This window comes from Priestia sp. KCTC 13724 (assembly GCF_056820425.1).
Window position 1 is genome coordinate 1 of sequence record NZ_JBXDLD010000016.1, and the last position, 18,430, is coordinate 18,430.

General features: G+C 39.5%; 15 protein-coding genes. All 15 read right to left on the reverse strand.

Annotated features, from left to right (window positions below; translation table 11 throughout):
- Nucleotides 1-409 precede the first annotated feature (409 nt).
- Nucleotides 410-925, reverse strand: coding sequence for a hypothetical protein (locus tag AC1UFB_RS01605; protein WP_482588390.1), 516 nt, complete (start codon nt 923-925; stop codon nt 410-412).
- 241 nt (nt 926-1,166) lie between these two features.
- Entirely contained in the window at nt 1,167-3,068 is a 1,902-nt protein-coding gene (gene mutL, locus AC1UFB_RS01610; RefSeq protein ID WP_100346948.1) for a DNA mismatch repair endonuclease MutL, read from the reverse strand.
- A gap of 19 nt (nt 3,069-3,087) precedes the next feature.
- Entirely contained in the window at nt 3,088-5,736 is a 2,649-nt protein-coding gene (gene mutS / locus AC1UFB_RS01615) for a DNA mismatch repair protein MutS (protein ID WP_025908609.1), read from the reverse strand.
- A 136-nt stretch (nt 5,737-5,872) separates the two neighbouring features.
- Complete coding sequence (locus AC1UFB_RS01620) at nt 5,873-6,418, reverse strand: outer spore coat protein CotE (protein WP_025908608.1); 546 nt, start codon at nt 6,416-6,418, stop codon at nt 5,873-5,875.
- Between the two features lie 198 nt (nt 6,419-6,616).
- Nucleotides 6,617-7,048 (reverse strand): YlbF/YmcA family competence regulator, encoded by a 432-nt coding sequence (locus tag AC1UFB_RS01625; RefSeq protein ID WP_061785716.1) that lies wholly within the window; start codon nt 7,046-7,048, stop codon nt 6,617-6,619.
- A gap of 1 nt (nt 7,049) precedes the next feature.
- Entirely contained in the window at nt 7,050-8,579 is a 1,530-nt protein-coding gene (miaB, locus tag AC1UFB_RS01630; protein ID WP_025908606.1) for a tRNA (N6-isopentenyl adenosine(37)-C2)-methylthiotransferase MiaB, read from the reverse strand.
- A gap of 229 nt (nt 8,580-8,808) precedes the next feature.
- A complete protein-coding gene (locus tag AC1UFB_RS01635) occupies nt 8,809-9,987 on the reverse strand; it encodes a glycine C-acetyltransferase (RefSeq protein ID WP_119542603.1) in 1,179 nt (392 codons plus the stop codon).
- A 19-nt stretch (nt 9,988-10,006) separates the two neighbouring features.
- Nucleotides 10,007-11,050: an L-threonine 3-dehydrogenase gene (tdh, locus tag AC1UFB_RS01640; RefSeq protein ID WP_100346945.1), complete on the reverse strand. Its 1,044-nt coding sequence runs from the start codon at nt 11,048-11,050 to the stop codon at nt 10,007-10,009.
- A 169-nt stretch (nt 11,051-11,219) separates the two neighbouring features.
- Nucleotides 11,220-11,381 carry a hypothetical protein gene (locus AC1UFB_RS01645; RefSeq protein ID WP_222482823.1) on the reverse strand — a complete coding sequence of 54 codons (162 nt, stop codon included), beginning with the start codon at nt 11,379-11,381 and terminating at the stop codon, nt 11,220-11,222.
- Between the two features lie 106 nt (nt 11,382-11,487).
- The gene (locus AC1UFB_RS01650) at nt 11,488-12,354 is read right to left on the reverse strand and encodes a 2-oxoacid:ferredoxin oxidoreductase subunit beta (RefSeq protein ID WP_100346944.1); all 867 of its coding nucleotides are present in this window, start codon (nt 12,352-12,354) and stop codon (nt 11,488-11,490) included.
- The gene (locus AC1UFB_RS01655) at nt 12,341-14,098 is read right to left on the reverse strand and encodes a 2-oxoacid:acceptor oxidoreductase subunit alpha (RefSeq protein WP_328100958.1); all 1,758 of its coding nucleotides are present in this window, start codon (nt 14,096-14,098) and stop codon (nt 12,341-12,343) included. The genes AC1UFB_RS01650 and AC1UFB_RS01655 overlap by 14 nt, the downstream gene beginning before the upstream one ends.
- A gap of 179 nt (nt 14,099-14,277) precedes the next feature.
- A complete protein-coding gene (locus tag AC1UFB_RS01660) occupies nt 14,278-15,192 on the reverse strand; it encodes a dipeptidase (RefSeq protein WP_061785728.1) in 915 nt (304 codons plus the stop codon).
- A 78-nt stretch (nt 15,193-15,270) separates the two neighbouring features.
- Nucleotides 15,271-15,531 carry a stage V sporulation protein SpoVS gene (gene spoVS / locus AC1UFB_RS01665; protein WP_003181955.1) on the reverse strand — a complete coding sequence of 87 codons (261 nt, stop codon included), beginning with the start codon at nt 15,529-15,531 and terminating at the stop codon, nt 15,271-15,273.
- A 234-nt stretch (nt 15,532-15,765) separates the two neighbouring features.
- Nucleotides 15,766-16,563 (reverse strand): TIGR00282 family metallophosphoesterase, encoded by a 798-nt coding sequence (locus tag AC1UFB_RS01670; protein ID WP_025908599.1) that lies wholly within the window; start codon nt 16,561-16,563, stop codon nt 15,766-15,768.
- Nucleotides 16,564-16,622: 59 nt separating this feature from the next.
- Nucleotides 16,623-18,182, reverse strand: coding sequence for a ribonuclease Y (gene rny / locus AC1UFB_RS01675; RefSeq protein WP_025908598.1), 1,560 nt, complete (start codon nt 18,180-18,182; stop codon nt 16,623-16,625).
- Between the last annotated feature and the right edge of the window lie 248 nt (nt 18,183-18,430).

The following is an 18,430-nucleotide window of genomic DNA, read 5'->3' on the forward strand; positions in this document are numbered from 1 at the left end:
TTATTTTGGATTTGGATGGTTTAGTACCGCCCAACCATTATAAAGGCTTTTTTATGCAAAGATAAAATTGCTGAAAATTTAGATTTTTATAAAGCGTTGAATTATTTTAATGCGACACTAGTGTGATGAAATAATAAAAGAATATGAATGGTTTTTAGAAAAAGTCAACTCTTAACCTGAACATACACCAATGACAGTAACTTGGTTGGAAAAGATATTTACTAAAAAAGAAAAAAAGCTGAATGTACATAAAAATTTCTTTACAGGCCTATAAAAAGAAGAGAAACAGGTATTGTTTGAAAGCTAGTTTTGAGCAAGCACGAAACTCCAAAACAATGATGGAGATTCTTTTTTCGCTTTGAAAATTAGCATTCTACATCTGTTCCTCTTAAAAGTTCTACCTTCTGAATTAAAAGAACCGAAAAGGATTCCTTCTACATTGAGAGCGGTTTTCTGATTGTGACTGTACACGATTTCCAGAGAGGTTTTCTGATTCGGATTGTACACGACCTTGAGAGCGGTTTTCTGCTCGACATTTTCTGCCACCACCAGAGCAGTTTTCTGATTCAGATTGTACACGATTTCCAGAAGGATTTTCTGACTGGGGTCGAACAAGAGGTTGGGATTGGTTTCCAGATTGAGGTTGTGTGCCACCACCAGAGCGGTTTTCTGCCCGACATTTTCTGCGACGGCCAGAACGGTTTTCTGATTCAGATTGTACACGACCTTGAGAGCGGTTTTCTGCTCGACATTTTCTACGACGCCCCGAGCGATTTTGAGATGTTTCTCTTATCTGAGGTATATTAATATTAACGTTAGAGCTTCCACTATTGCTAATAATATTTTTATTTCCCGACTCATTATCTCTATTAGAACCGATATCATGGTTTGAATTGGTTTGTAATCTGTTAAAATCGTTATTCATCATAACTTCCCCTTCACATTATGTTTAATTTCTACCGCTAGTATATGCAATAGAAACTACTAACGTATAGGTAGCTGACTTACAGAATCTACATACACAATAAAAGAAAAACAATCTTTTCTTTTAAAAAAATACCTGCACCACATACCGCTTTGCAATTTTACTTTTAAACACACAATTACGGTGAAAAATGGTGCAGATATAACTTCATCAAATGGGGTAAAACATTGTATAAATCACTTTACATCACGCGCTTAAACATTTTTTCCATTTCATATGTTGAATAGTGAATGATAATTGGTCGCCCGTGCGGACAAGTAAACGGATCGGTTGTTTTTCTTAGCGTTTCAAGTAAAGCTAAAATTTCATCATTTCGAAGGTGATGATTCGCTTTGATTGAACCTTTGCAACTCATCATAATAGCAGCTTCTTCACGTAAGCTTTCTATATCTACACGTTTCATCACAAATACTTGCTGAATCATCTCTTCAATTGTTTCTTTTTCTTCACCTTTTGGGAACCACTGAGGGTGTGCTCGAACGATATAAGCATTTTGGCCAAACGGTTCTAAAAATACGCCGACATCTTCAAGAGCTCTACGATTTTCTTCTAGAATGAGCGCTTCGTTGCCTGAAAACTCAAACGTGAGTGGCATTAAAAGTTCCTGCACTTCTGCATCTACTTGACCAAGCTTTTTCTTAAAGAATTCATATTTGATTCTCTCTTGAGCCGCATGCTGGTCAATGATAAACAAGCCGTTTTCATTTTGAGCTAATATATACGTACCGTGCATCTGACCAATCGGATACATGGGAGGAACTCGCTCTGCTTGCACTTCTTCGACTTTCTCATTACCCGATTCTTGCTTTTGTACATCATTTTCTTCCTCATAAGAAAACACTGGTTCTGCATCCTGCTCTTCCAGCTCATCGTATTCAAGCTCATTTTCAACATTTTCTGTCACCATAAAACCTGGCTTTTCTTGCGTTTCGGCAACGTTCTTGCTAAAGAAAGGCTGACCTTTGCTCGGTTCAACAAATTCCTTCGATAAAGGAAGAGGCTCTTTAGGCAATCCATGATTAAACGTGAAGGTTTGCTGCTCCGTTGGCAGCACTGGTTGTTTAGAGCGAGAAGCTGCTGTCACTTCTGGTATAAGCTGCTGTTTTTTAAACGCAGCTTTAATTGCCTCTTCTACAAGCTCATACAGCTCTGCTTCTTTACTTAACCTTACTTCAAGCTTTGCTGGGTGTACGTTCACATCTACTAGCAATGGATCCATGTTAATAGCTAAAAATACAACCGGAAAGCGTCCAATCGGTAACAGCGTATGATAGCCTTGCTGGATAGCTTTTAAAAGCCCATAGTTTTTTATAAATCTACCGTTAATTGTCGTAGACATATAGCTTCGAGATGCACGTGTTACTTCCGGTAAGGCAATATAGCCGGTGATATCATAATCTAGCGATTCTACCTTTAACGGAATCATCTTTTTCGCTACTGCCATCCCATAGATAGCAGCTAACACTTGACGCGCATCTCCACTTCCGTTTGTATAGAGAAGCTGACGACCTTGGTGAATTAAACGAATGGATACATGAGGATTCGCCATGGCAAGGCGATTCACAACATCCGTTACGTTTCCTAATTCTGTATTAATTGTTTTCATGTATTTAAGGCGTGCTGGCGTGTTGAAAAATAGGTTTTCTACAATAATTTCTGTACCTTTTCGGCTTGAAGACGGTTCGTGATGCGTTATTTCTCCTCCACGAAGCTTTAAGTGGGTACCGGCTTCATCACCGGTACTTGTCTTAATTTCAAGCATGGATACAGACGCAATACTTGGCAGTGCTTCACCGCGAAAACCTAATGTCCGAATTCGGAACAAGTCATTCTCAGTCTTAATCTTACTCGTCGCATGTCGACGGAAAGCAGTTAAGCAATCTTCAGGTGCAATCCCGTCTCCGTTATCTAAAATACGAATCTTTGATAACCCTCCTTCTTCTAGTTCAATTTCAATAACTGTGCTATTTGCATCAATCGCATTTTCAACGAGCTCTTTCACAACAGAAGCAGGTCGTTCTACAACCTCTCCTGCTGCGATTTTATTTGAAAGTTCGTCTGAAAGCTGTCTAATTTTACCCACAGACTCACCCCTTTCAAGTCTATTTCTTCTTTAGTAGTTTTTGTAGCTTATACATGGCGTTCATTGCATCAAGCGGCGTCATCTCAAGAAGATCAAGCTGCTTTAATTCTGCTAGAATTTGCTTTTCACGCTTCGATAAACTGGCTTCTTTTACCTGCTGTTCTTTTTCTTCTCCGAAAAATGAAAGTTGACTTTGCTCGGTATCTGTTTTAGTTTCAGCTTTTGGTTGCTCAATTGGCTGAGGTTCAGGTTCAGCTACTGCATCAGCAGTCGGCTTCACTTTTTGCTCTTCGCTCGCGTTCTCAAAATCTGCTAAAATGACGCGCGCACGCTGCAATAAAGGCTCTGGAAGCTCTGCTAGCTCAGCAACATGGATACCATAACTCTTATCTGCTGGCCCTTCTTTAATTTTGTGTAAGAAGACCACCTTATTGTTCTTTTCAATTGCGCTAACATGCACATTACGCAGTGCTGAAAGCTGTTGATCTAATACCGTTAACTCATGATAGTGTGTAGAAAATAGTGTTTTACATCCAATATGTTCGTGCACATATTCAATAATTGCTTGAGCCAGCGCCATTCCATCATATGTTGACGTACCTCGTCCAATTTCATCCAGTAAAATTAAGCTTGACTGTGTCGCATTGGTAACTGCATTTTTCGTTTCCAACATTTCAACCATAAACGTACTTTGACCTGAGATTAAATCATCCGCTGCTCCAATTCGCGTAAACACTTGATCAAAGATGGGCAGCTCTGCTTCTTCTGCAGGAACAAAGCAGCCGATTTGTCCTAAAATGGCTGTTAGCGCTACTTGGCGCATATACGTACTTTTACCCGACATATTTGGTCCTGTAATGAGTAAGATTGAGCTATCGTCAGTCATTTGACAGTCGTTTGGTACATACTCTTGTGCATTCATCACTTTTTCAACAACGGGATGACGCCCATTTTTAATATGAATATCTCCATTAGTAGAAAATGTAGGTTTTGTATAATGACGCTCTTCACTGACCTTTGCAAAACACTGCAATACATCAAGCTCACTTACTTTTTTAGCTAACGCTTGAAGACGAGGAATATATACTTTGACCTCTTCACGAATTTGCGCAAACAGCTCGTACTCAAGCTCAACAATTTTTTCTTCCGCTTCTAAAATAAGCGCTTCTTTTTCTTTAAGCTCAGGTGTAATAAAGCGCTCAGCGTTCGTTAAGGTTTGCTTACGCTCATACATCCCTTCAGGTAGTAAATGCAAGTTGGCACGCGTTACTTCGATGTAGTAGCCGAACACGCGGTTATAACCAATTTTCAACGAACGAATCCCTGTTCTTTCACGCTCTTTCTGCTCTAAAGAAGCAATCCATGTCTTCCCGTTCCGACTAGCATCTCGATATTGATCAAGCTGATGGTTATAATTATCTGCAATAATATCCCCTTCTTTAATTGATAGAGGAGGATGTTCTTTTAATCCTCTTTCCAGTAGCGCAGTTAACCTTTCACATGGGTCAATATCTTCAACGAGTTTAGAAGCATATGGATTATTTAATCGATAAACCACTTCTTGAATTTCAGGAACCTTTTGCAGGGATTTGCGCAGCTGTACTAAGTCACGCGCATTAACGTTACCAAATGCTACGCGACCTGCTAAACGCTCTAGGTCATACACTTCTTTTAATAAATCTCGCAGTTCTTCACGTTCAAAAAATTGTTTCATAAGAACGTCCACCATATTTAAACGCTCATCAATTTTCTCTTTGCTTAGAAGCGGGCGGTCAATCCAATTTTTTAATAAACGTCCACCCATTGCCGTGACTGTTTGATCTAATAACCATAAAAGAGATCCTTTTTTACCTTTTGAACGAATCGTTTCTGTTAACTCTAAGTTTCGCTTAGAAAACAAATCAATCTTCATATATTCATTGATTTGATAAAGCTGTACAGGCTGTAAATGTTCAAGAGAACGCTTTTGTGTACGTACTAAATATTGTAAAATACGAGCAAATGTATCTACTAATTTTTGCTGTTGAAGTGATTCAGTTAAATGTAAAAAGGCATCTTCAACCTTTGTACTTTCTTCAAACGAAATAGTGATGGTCATTCTCTCTTTCACTGTTTGCAGCAATTCAGCAGAAAAGCTGCTTGAAACAACTATTTCCTTTGCTTCTTTGGCATAGATTTCAGAAACAACGTCATGGAATGAAGAAATAAGCGTGACGCTATTTTCCCCGGTCGATAAATCCGATAGCGCTAATCCAAACGTGTCATCTGGGAAATGCGTGACCGAGCAAATATAATTATTTTCTTTTTCTTGCAGTCCTTTTTCGTTCATTAGAGTCCCTGGTGAAATGACTTGAATGACTTCACGCTTTACGACGCCTTTGGCTTTCTTAGGGTCCTCTACTTGTTCACAAATTGCCACCTTATAGCCTTTTTCAATTAATCTTTCAATATATGTAGGCGCTGAGTGGTAAGGTACACCGCACATTGGGATGCGATCATCGCCCCCTCCGTCTCGGCTTGTTAACGTAATTTCTAATTCTTGAGATGCAGTCGTTGCATCTTCAAAAAACATTTCGTAAAAATCACCTAATCTAAAAAATAAAAAGGCATCTTGATAGTCTGCCTTGATTTTTAAATATTGCTGTATCATTGGCGTATATGTTGCCATACTATTCCTCCAAAAACTTCTGTTAATCATTTTTTCTACACGTATTATAACATAGGTTTGCAAAAAACTTCATGATTGTAAAACTTGCTAATCACTTTTGGTGCACATAAAAAAACTAGGAAGAAATTCTTCCTAGTTATTCATCGTCACCTAAAATAAAATCTGGATTGAGGTCTTCAAATTCATCGTCATCAACGTCTAAATCAAGTTCATCACCATCATCGCATCCTTTTGGATTAACGGCTACGCATACTTTTGTCTCACCAATTACCTCGGCTAAAAGCTCTCTCTCTACTTGGACAATCGTTTTGTTTCCGTTTGGTGAAATTGTACACTCAAGGCAATTTGGCTGCTGTAGCACTCGTACGATAATTTCGCAATCATCTCCAAAAGCATCGTCATCTTTCTGGCGAAGCTTAATCACATCACGATAGTGAACCGTCTCTGTAAACACTTCTGTTTTTGTATTATCTTTGAAAGAATACCAGACGTTAATATCATATTTGCCGTCCACTTCAACTGTATTTCCGCGCTTTTTAGCATCATACTGATGGTTAATTACCCAGCAACCTAAAATGCTCGTCGGTCGGTTCGGTGGTGTAAGCGTGTGTGATGACTGCGTAAACTTACGCCCTTTACCTACGACTGCTTTTGTAATAATTTCTCTATAGTGTTGTGACATGTGAGCATACCCTCCTCAAACTATCTTCATTTCATCCTATGCAGGTTCTATCGCTTGTTTGCACATTATTTTGTAAAACTAGGTTAAAGACATAAAAAACCTATGTTTCATTGTATGCAACACCTTAGAGAAATGTGACAATTATTCTAGAGAAAATTGTACAACATAAAAAAACTCCCAGCGGAGGGGAGTTTTTTATCAATGGCAGCTTGACCCCGGAGTGTTACGAACTTTTGAGCCCGTTTCACCACGAAGTACGTCACCATCAGTTGCCACAATAATTTCATCAGTGACCGTATTTGAAATTGTGCTCGCCACAAGTTGAAGCAAATCATTAACGTTAACCTGAGAGTCTTGAAACTGCTGAATAATTGGCAGCTCATCTAACTCAGCTTGGATTCGATCGATTTTTTCTTCCACTTGCTTTAACGCTTCAGTTTTTCCATAGTGCTGAAAGTTAACCGCTTGTTTTTGCAGGCTTTTAATGCTCGCAATTTTTTCACGAACTTTTTGGTTTTCGTTCAGCTGAGCTTCTGCACGCTTGAAGAATTCAACTTCTTCCGTTTCAGAAATCATTTTTGCAAGTTCTTTCGCTCTTGCAATCACATCACTTTTTGTGTACTGCGACATTTCACTTCACCTCTGCTGCTTCTTCTACCATCTCTCCATCTAAAGACCATGTCTTAGCTTTTGTAATTTTCACTTTTACAACTTGACCAATTACTGATTCTGGTGCTACGAAATTTACAAGCTTATTCTTTTCAGTATAGCCAGCTAACACATTCGGGTTGTTTTTACTTTCACCCTCCACTAATACTTCGACAACACGACCTTCGTATTCCTGCATTTTCTTTGCAGAAATTTCGTTTACAAGTGCATTTAAGCGCTGAAGACGCTCTTTTTTCACTTCCATCGGTACGTTGTCTTTCATTTTAGCAGCTGGTGTACCCTCACGAGGAGAGTAGATGAACGTATAAGCACTATCAAATTCCACTTCACGGTACAATGATAGCGTTTCTTCAAACTGCTCGTCCGTTTCATTAGGGAAACCAACAATAATATCAGTGGTAAGAGATGCTGTTGGAATTGCTTCTTTAATTTTACGAACAAGCTCTAGGTAGTGCTCACGCGTGTATTTACGCGCCATGATCTTCAGAATATCTGAGCTACCTGACTGAACTGGTAAATGGATGTGATCAACTAAGTTTCCACCTTTTGCTAACACTTCAATTAAGCGGTCATCGAAGTCACGTGGATGACTTGTTGTGAAGCGAATACGCAGAACATCAATTTTACGAATCTCATCCATTAAGTCACCTAGACCATATTCCATATCTTCAAAGTCTTTTCCGTATGCATTTACGTTTTGACCAAGAAGCGTAATTTCTTTATACCCTTGAGCTGCTAAATGACGCACCTCTTGAATGATTTCTTCTGGACGACGGCTACGCTCTTTACCACGTGTATAAGGAACGATACAGTACGTACAGAACTTATCACAGCCATACATGATATTTACCCACGCTTTGATGCTGCCTTTTCTTGCACGTGGCAGATTTTCAATAACGTCTCCTTCTTTTGACCATACTTCAATCACCATTTCTTTTGCCATATATGCTTCATTTAGAATATGAGGCAAGCGGTGAATGTTATGCGTTCCAAAAATCATATCAACATGCTGATGTTTTTGTAAGATTTTATTAACGACTGACTCTTCCTGTGACATACAGCCACATACTCCGATCAATAAGTCTGGACGCTCACGCTTTAAAGCCTTTAAATGCCCTAGTTCACCAAATACTTTGTTTTCAGCATTTTCACGAATGGCACACGTATTTAATAAAACGACGTGTGCATCTTGAACGGAGTCAGTTGGCTCATAGCCTAAGCTTAAGAAAATTCCTGCCATTACTTCCGTATCATGCTCGTTCATTTGACAGCCGTATGTACGAATATAAAACTTACGGCCTTGTCCCATGCCTCTGAAACGCTCTTCAATAGAAAAGTCGTTATGATAAGCAACCTCTTCTTTACCGCGCTTTTTTGCGTCCTTTAAAGAAGGTGGCATATATACTGTTTGGAAATATTTGCTGTAATCCTTCTCGGATTTTTTGTCCGCTGGAGTTACTTGTCCACTTTCTAAACGTTGTTTTTCGTTCATATAAAAGCTCCTTTCAACGTGCACATTTACTAATTTTTTCATTGTTATGCGTTGCTTTATAAACTCGTTAAAAAAATGCCATTCATGTCTTTATTTTTTGTCCTCATTCATACAAAAAACGAAACGGAATCACATTATATTAGTATATAACTTTCATCTATTGAACACAATAACATACCCTTGAGCTGTAAAAAAGAAAATACTGCAGCCTGCAGTATTTTCTTGACGTTTATACTAAAATCTTCAACTCTTTTCCTACTTTTTCAAAAGCGCTAAGAGAAGCTGTTAATTCTTCCTTTGTATGCTGAGCCGTTACGATTGTTCTGATTCTTGCTTTCCCTTTAGCAACCGTTGGAAACGCAATTCCTTGAGCAAAGACGCCTGCTTCTGCTAGCTTTTCTGAAAACTGATGCGTCAATGCTTCATCTCCAATGATAACGGGTGTAATAGGCGTTTCGCTATGTCCGATATCATAGCCTAACTTAGATAACCCTTGTTTAAAGAATGCCGTGTTTTCCCACAATGTTTCAATGAGCTCTGGCTCTTCAAGCAATACATCGATAGCTGCGCTGCATGCGGCCGTCACTGCTGGTGGATGAGAAGTACTAAACAAAAAAGGTCGACCTTTGTGAATTAAATAATCAATTAATGTCTGGGAGCTCGCGATATAACCGCCAAGAACACCAACTGCTTTACTTAACGTCCCTACTTGAATATGAACGCGTCCGTCTAAACTGAAATGATTGACTGTACCTCGGCCATTCTCACCAAGCACTCCGGAGGCATGAGCATCGTCCACCATTACAAGAGCATCATATTGTTCAGCTAACTCAACGATTTTCGGAAGCGGTGCAATATTACCATCCATTGAGAATACACCATCCGTTACAATAATCCGTTTACGATAGTCTCCTGACTCTTTAAGAGCTCTTTCCAAATCTTCCGTATCCACATGCTTATAGACTTTACGAGCAGCTTTTGTTAATCGAATCCCATCAATGATGGATGCGTGATTTAATTCGTCAGAAATAACAACATCTTCATTTGTTAAAATTGATGAAAGCACGCCTTGATTTGTCGTGAAGCCAGATTGAAACACAAGTGCTGCCTCCGTATGCTTGAATTTTGCTAATTTTTTCTCCAGCGCCTCATGCATAGAGAATGTTCCTGCAATGGTTCTCACAGATCCCGTACCAGCACCATATTTTTGAACCGCTTCAATAGCCGCATCCTTCATTTTTGGATGGGATGTTAAACCTAGATAGTTGTTTGACGATAGCTGAATAAGCGTCTGCCCGTTAATCTGCACTTTTGATCCTTGTTCTGACTCAATTGGTATAAGCTTGCGAAAAGTACCTGCTTTCTTCATTTCCTGTAGCTCTTGATCTAAAAACTCAAATCCTCTCATTTACCCCTTCCCCTTTCAACTACTCTAAGATAAATGCAACTTTCCCACATTTTCCTTCCATCATGAGCTCAAAGCCTTTTTCATAGTCTTCTAGTGGCAAGCGATGCGTAATTAGTTCATTCATATTCAGCTGATTTCCTGCCAATAAATTAGACACTGTATACCAAGTTGAAAACATTTTACGCCCTGTGATACCTTGAACCGTTACCCCTTTAAATACAATATCATTCGTCACATCAATGGAAACAGGTGTCGTTGGTAAGCTTAAAATAGATACTCTCCCTCCATTTGCTACCATCTTAAAACCTTGATTCATTGCTGTCGGCTGGCCCGACATCTCACAGACAACATCAATACCATTTCCACTTGTCAGCTTATTGATAACCTCTAGAGGATCTTGTTCAAGTGGATTAAGTACAATGTGAGTTCCAAGGTCCTTGGCAAGGCTCAAGCGATACTCATTCACATCCATTGCTATCACTAAAGATGCTCCGGAAGCTTTTGCAACGGCTACGGCCATTAAACCGATAGGTCCGCACCCTATTACTAAGACAGATTTACCCGCAATACTGTCATTTAAAACTGTATGAACTGCATTTCCAAGCGGCTCCTGCAAACACGCAACATCATGTGATAAGTGATTAGGGTTTTTCCAAATATTTCGAGCTGGTACAGCTACGTACTCAGCAAAACAGCCCATTCGGTCAACGCCAATAATCTTTGTCTTTTGACAAATATGAGCATTACCTAACAAGCACTGCATACAGCGTCCGCATACAATATGCGTTTCAGCAGAAACAGAGTCCCCAATCTGTACTCCTGCTACATTTTGACCAACTTGAACAACTTCCCCCGAAAATTCATGACCGAACACGTAAGGAGGATTGACTCGTGAAGATGCCCATTTATCCCATTTATAAATATGAACGTCTGTACCGCAAATTGAAGTTGCTTTCACTTTAATTAATACTTCATCATCGGCAATCGATGGAATATCAACTTCAGCCAAAACAGCTCCAAACCCTCTTTTATCCTTCACCAACGCTTTCATCTTTCCACCCATGGTGCACATCCCCTTTTTATAAAAACGCTTTCATAACAAATATATTAACACCTTTTTAAATACAGGTAAATAACCGAGTCCTCTCCATATATACATATGTCACCAAGGGAGAAAAAATATCAAAAAGAGTTTGGGACATAACAAAATGATTGCTTTTAAAAGACGAACACTAGCTGTTCCCATCTGTTTGATTTGTCTCAACACGTTCGTTCCATTGCGCTACGGTCACTCGCTTTCCGCGGGGAGGAACCTGAGCTTCCTCGCTGCGCTGCGGGATCTCCGTTTTCCCTCTCTTTCCCGCAGGAGTCGAGTGTCCTACGCTCCATTCCACCCTGTTTTCACAATCAACCAAAAAACCTGAACAATTAAAAGTGATGAACTCTCAATCGTTCAGGTATAGTAGAGGCTGAACTACTTATGTCTCAGTCTCTTTTTGTTTACATAAATTCAGCTACAAGCTCTTTAAATTTATCTTCTGACATCATTAAATCAGAATCAACAAGTGGTTGGTCGCTATAACCGTGCACAAGCTGCTGATAAGAAGGTTGGTTAGCATTTTGATAAATTAAGCCGGTTACTAAACCATTATGCTCCATCAATGTCTGCATCGCTTGCATACGGTTTGCTGGATCATAGTTTTCAATTGTTTTTAAGCTTGTTAAATTCTCTTTAAACCAATCATACGTATTCACTTTGTTATACGTTACGCATGGGCTGAATACGTTAATTAAAGAAAACCCTTTATGCTGAATACCCTGTTCAATTAAACTTGTAAGCTCTTTTAAATCAGTTGAAAAGCTCTGTGCCACAAATGTTGCACCAGATGTTAAAGCAAGTTCCATGACGGACAAAGATGATTCAATCGAACCTTCTGGCGTACTCTTTGTCTTAAATCCTACGTCGCTACGAGGAGATGTTTGCCCTTTTGTTAAACCATAAATTTGGTTATCCATTACGATATACGTCACATCAATGTTACGGCGAATTGCATGAACAGTATGCCCCATACCAATGGCAAATCCATCTCCATCTCCACCAGAAGCAATAACTGTTAAATCACGGTTAGCCATTTTCACACCTTGTGCAATTGGTAGAGCGCGTCCATGAATACCATGAAATCCGTATGAATTAATATAACCCGAAATACGACCAGAGCATCCAATACCAGAAATAACCGCTAATTCATGTGGTTCTAGTCCTACGTTAGCCGATGCACGTTGAATTGCTGCTTGAACCGAGAAATCTCCACACCCTGGACACCAGTTAGGTTTTACACTATTACGAAAATCTTTAAACGTTGCCATTAATCAAGCACATCTCCTTACTTTTTGTGTAGACTTCTTGCGGTAAGAATGGGTTTCCATCATACTTTAAGATACTCTGCACTTTATGGTGATTACCGACATTCATCTTTAAAATATTGGCTAATTGACCCGTTGCGTTATTTTCCACTACAATTACCTTCTTCGCTCCATTTACATAAGGAAGAATTTCATCAACAGGGAACGGATGAATCAAGCGAATATGCGCATGGTTGACGCGAAGTCCATCTGCTTTTAAGCGTTCCATCGCTTCTTCAATTGCTCCTCTTGTTGAGTTAAAGCCAACGAATAAAACATCTGAATCAACTTCATCTGAGTGCAGGTGAATTGGTGTTTTAAACTGAATGTTGTCTAACTTTCTCATACGTTTATCCATTTGATTATTACGGTTGATTGGTGACTCAGAAGGCTTTCCTGTTTCATCATGTTCAACTCCTGTTACGTGGTGAATACCGTTTTTCATACCAGGAACAACACGAGGAGAAACGCCATCTTTTGTCACTTCATAGCGCTTATAGTATTCTTTCGCTTCAAGCTCAGGAAGCTCAGCTTCTTGAAGCTTTCCTCGGCGAATTTGAATACGGCTATAATCTAAAGGATTCACAGAGTGCTTCCCAAGTGAAAGCTGTAAATCTGTCAGCATGATAACAGGACACTGGTATTCTTCAGCTAAGTTAAATGCTTCAATGGTATCATAGAAGGCTTCTTCAACTGTACTTGGCGCCATCACAATTTTAGGAATTTCACCATGGGTACCATAGATCATTGCCATTAAATCTGATTGTTCTTGTTTAGTTGGTAGTCCTGTACTTGGACCTCCACGCTGTGTATCGATGATAACGATTGGTTGCTCTGTAATCCCTGCAAGACCAATTGATTCCATCATAAGAGATAGTCCTGGACCTGCTGATGCTGTTAACGCACGAACGCCAGCATAGTTTGCACCAATTGCCATTGTACATGCTGCAATTTCATCCTCAGTTTGAATAACCGTACCACCAAACTGCGGAAGCTTTTTAATTAAGTATTCCATAATTTCTGATGCAGGCGTAATTGGGTATGCCGGCATAAAGCGAGCTCCACCTGCTACAGCACCTAGAGCAATAGCGTCATTTCCAATCATAAACATGCGCTTTTGTCCATCTGCTGGTTCAAGTCTCATCGTTTCTAAGTTCTCACCAAGCTGCTCACGAATATACTCTGCGCCTCGTTTAATGGCTTCCATATTCTTTTGAACAACCTGTTGTCCTTTGCGACCAAAAATCTCTAATACTACTTCTTCGAATACATCTGTATCAATATGTAAAACAGCGCTTGAAGCTCCTACTGCTACCATGTTCTTCATTAAAGATGTACCAAGCTCAGTTGCAATTTCTGTAAACGGAACGGAATACAATGTTGCCGTTGTACAGCTTTCTGGAAGTGCTGGTTTAAACTTTGCATCTCCAATGACAATTCCACCTTGACGAAGCTCATGTACATTCACATCAATCGTTTCTTGGTCAAACGCTACTAAAATATCTAAATCATCCGATACAGAACGTACTTGCGTTGTACTTACGCGAATTTTATTGTTTGTATGTCCACCTTTAATACGTGAAGAAAAATGACGATAGCCGTATAAATAGTACCCTAATCGATTTAAGGCAGTTGAGAAAATTTCACCTGTACTTTCGATTCCTTCACCCTGCTGACCGCCAACTTTCCATGAAAGCTGCTTTACCATCTAAGCCACTCCTTTTATTCTGTCAAGATTGCTCTTTTTTCTAACGAAATCACTCTAAAAACGAGCAATAAAATACTAAGTTTCTTAATCCGTCTACAATTCTATTCCCACATGTACTAAAATGCAACCCTTTCCACATAATTCACAGATTTATATTTTCAGAGTATTTACTAGGTTCATTATGGTAATCGTTGCACAAAATTTGAAAATAAAAAACGATGCACTTGATCCGCGGAATAACGCTTATGTAGTTGATTAATTAAATTGTGATAATCTTTAAACTTCCCCAGCCCTACTACCGTTTGATCAATACCATCAAAGTCTGAGCCAAATCCAACTGAATACTCTCCTCCTCTGCTACATATATAATCAAGGTGTCTTAACACATCATCCACGGTTGCTTCTTTTTTATCCGTTAGAAACTGTGGGACAAAGGTAATACCAATAACGCTCTTTTTTTTCAATAACGCATCAATTTGGTCATCGCGTAAATTCCTCGGGTTGGAACATAAGGAATACACGTTTGAATGAGTCGCAACTACGAAATCTGATTCTTCTATTACATCCCAAAAACCTCGCACTGATAAGTGAGAAACATCTGTCCAGACTTTATAATGATTATTTTCCCTTACAATTTCTTTACCAAAGCTAGACAAGCCGGCTCCACGTGGTTCTAGAATACCATCACACGCCGCGTTCGCATAGTTCCATGTCAAGCCTACTGACCTAACCCCTAAAGCAAATAACGTCTGTAAACGGACGAGATGAACGCCGATGGCATCACATCCCTCTAAGCTCAACATTGCGCCTATTTCACTCTTACCTAAGCGCAAAACATCTTCCTGTGATTGAATCCATTTCACATTCGGAAGACTAATAATATGTTTTTTAAAGAGGTGTACCATTTCAAGAGCTACATCAAACTGCTGCTCGGCTTGAACAGCTTCTGGTACAAAGATAGCAAATACTTGTACTTTACCACCCACTTGCTTCATTCCATCAATTGTTGTATGAAGGTTTGGGCTATCCTGTACAGATAGATGCTGATTCCACCATAGCTTGGCTAATACATCACAATGTGCATCGAAAATCATTTTCCCTACTCCTTTCAATCTATTATCTGCAAAAAAGACCTGCTAGGTCATCCCTAGCAGGTCCCGTCCATTTTATGATTAACGAGGTTCAACAATGAGTTTAATCGCTGTCCGCTCTTCCCCGTCAATTTGAATATCGGTAAAAGCAGGAATACAGATTAAGTCGACACCGCTTGGCGCTACAAAACCTCGAGCTATCGCTACTGCTTTTACTGCCTGATTTAGTGCACCAGCGCCAATCGCCTGAATTTCAGCTGCACCGCGTTCGCGCAATACTCCTGCTAAAGCACCAGCAACTGAATTCGGGTTAGACTTCGCCGAAACCTTTAAAATTTCCATATCTAACTCCTCCTTATTCTTTACAATGTATGATGAGAGATCATTAGACCAATGACTTAATTGATTTCAATGATACTATATTCACGAAATAGTAAACGTATTCCTGCTTGTTTTCTCTAATTGTTCAAAAACTTGTCATTTGTACAGATTCGCTAATCTCTGTTCTTTTTCGCTCAGTAAAACGACAAAAAAAGCGGTATGTCTCCAAAGAAACATACCGCTTTTTCATCTCACTTACTCAAAAAAAGGATGATCGTCATTAATTAAAATTCGGTCAATTTTTTTAGCTTGACCTGTTTTTTCATCAAGGTCAATAATAACTCCACTCAGCTGCGTTCGGCCTTCCTTAGGAACTTCAAAGCGAACCGGAAGCGATGTTAAAAAGCGCTTCATCACTGCTTCTCGCTCCATACCTAAGATACCATCGTAAGGACCTGTCATTCCCACATCTGAAATATACGCAGTACCTTGCGGCAAGATACGATTATCAGCTGTTTGAACATGAGTATGAGTACCCACTACAGCACTTACGCGACCATCTACATACCAGCCAATTGCCTGCTTCTCACTTGTCGTTTCAGCATGAAAATCAATAAAAATAATTGGCGTACGTTGCTTTGCTTGTGCAATCAACTCATCAATCTTTTTAAACGGGCAATCAAGAGGGGCCATAAACGTTCGCCCTTGTAAGTTAATAACAGCTACTTCATATTGATTGTAGGTTACATATGTAATTCCTTTTCCTGGCGTTCCCTCTGGGAAATTAGCTGGACGCACTAAGTTCTTAGCATCATCAATAAAATCAAAAATTTCACGCTTATCCCATGCGTGGTTACCAAGCGTTACTACGTTTGCACCAGCTTGTAAAAATGCTCGATAAATTTTTTCTGTAATTCCTTTTCCAGACGCCGCATTTTCACCATTTACAATCGTTAAGCCTGGGGCGTATTTTCTTTTTAAGCGTGGTAAATATTCTTCTACCATATCTCGACCTGGAGAACCAACAACGTCTCCAACAAATAAAATTCTCATCTTTTAGCTCCTTATTTCTGACTCAAAAAAATAAAGTGGCAATAGCCACTTTATTTTACTTATTTCGCGTATTCAACAGCTCGTGTTTCTCGAATTACTGTTACCTTAATATGACCAGGATAATCTAGTTCATCTTCTATGCGTTTGCGAATATCGCGCGCTAAGCGATGCGCTTCTAAATCACCAATCGTATCTGGTTTAACCATAATGCGGACTTCACGTCCTGCTTGAATAGCAAATGATTTTTCAACACCCTCATAAGACTCAGAGATTTCTTCAAGCTTTTCTAAGCGACGAATGTAGTTTTCTAACGTTTCACTTCTAGCACCCGGTCTTGCAGCTGATAAAGCATCGGCCGCAGCAACTAGAACAGCAATAATTGACGTCGGTTCCGTGTCACCATGATGTGAAGCAATTGCGTTAATAACAACAGGATGCTCTTTATATTTCGTAGCTAGCTCAACGCCAATTTCAACGTGGCTTCCTTCTACCTCGTGGTCGATTGCTTTTCCAATATCGTGAAGTAAACCTGCACGCTTCGCAAGCGTAGCGTCTTCACCAAGTTCAGAAGCCATCAATCCAGCTAAATGAGCAACTTCCATCGAATGTTTTAAGACGTTTTGACCATAGCTCGTTCTGAATTTCAAACGGCCCAATATCTTCATTAAGTCTGGATGCAAGCCATGAACTCCAACTTCAAACGTTGTTTGTTCACCAACCTCACGAATATACTCATCTACTTCACGACGAGATTTTTCAACCATCTCTTCAATTCGAGCTGGGTGAATACGTCCATCCTGAACAAGTTTGTCCAAGGCGATACGTGCCGTTTCACGGCGGATAGGGTCAAAACCTGATAAAATAACTGCTTCTGGTGTATCATCAATAATAAGATCAATACCTGTTAATGTTTCTAATGTACGAATGTTTCGACCTTCTCGACCAATGATTCGACCTTTCATCTCATCGTTTGGTAAGTTAACAACTGAAACCGTTGTTTCAGCTACGTGATCCGCTGCACAACGTTGAATCGCAAGCGAAAGAATTTCTTTAGCCTTTTTATCGGCTTCTTCTTTGGCACGATTTTCTGTTTCTTTCACCATCATCGCAACATCATGGGAAAGTTCATTTTCAACACGATCTAAAATAATCGCTCGTGCATCGTCTCTCGTTAAGCCTGAAATGCGTTCTAATTCCGCTTGACCAGCCTTGACTAATTCTTCAACTTTGCTTTCCATCTCTTCAATATGCTGTTGTTTAACGGTAAGAGAATTATCTTTCTTTTCAAGTGCCGCTTCACGTTTATCAAGTGACTCGTCTTTTCGATCAAGATTTTCCTCTTTTTGCATTAATCGATTTTCTTGTTTTTGAAGTTCTGCTCGACGATCACGAATATCTAGTTCTGCCTCTGTACGAAGCTGATGGATTTCATCTTTCGCTTCTAATAAAGCTTCCTTTTTCAAAGCTTCCGCCTCACGGGTTGCATCATCGATAATTTGTTCTGCGTTTGACTTTGCTCCCGCAACCTTAGCTTCAGCAATCGATTTACAAACAAAAAAGCCAACAACTGCACCGACGATTAGGCCAAGCAAAGCGAAGATGATTGTAATTATATCCATCATTTCACCTCCCCTTGCTATAAACTTGTAAGTTTTTAATTTCATGTCGGCATGTATATCGCTTTCACCTTTCAATATACACACAAAGGCTTTTAAACGCTAAAATGTTTTAAAAAGGGAAAATATACATCTTAATTGTAAGTCTGTCCATTTTTATTGTCAAGCCTATGAAAATGCTATGTCACGAAAATCCTTGCCCCTGCTATCACTATGATTAACATTTTTTTCAAAAAAAAGACCCTTTTTAA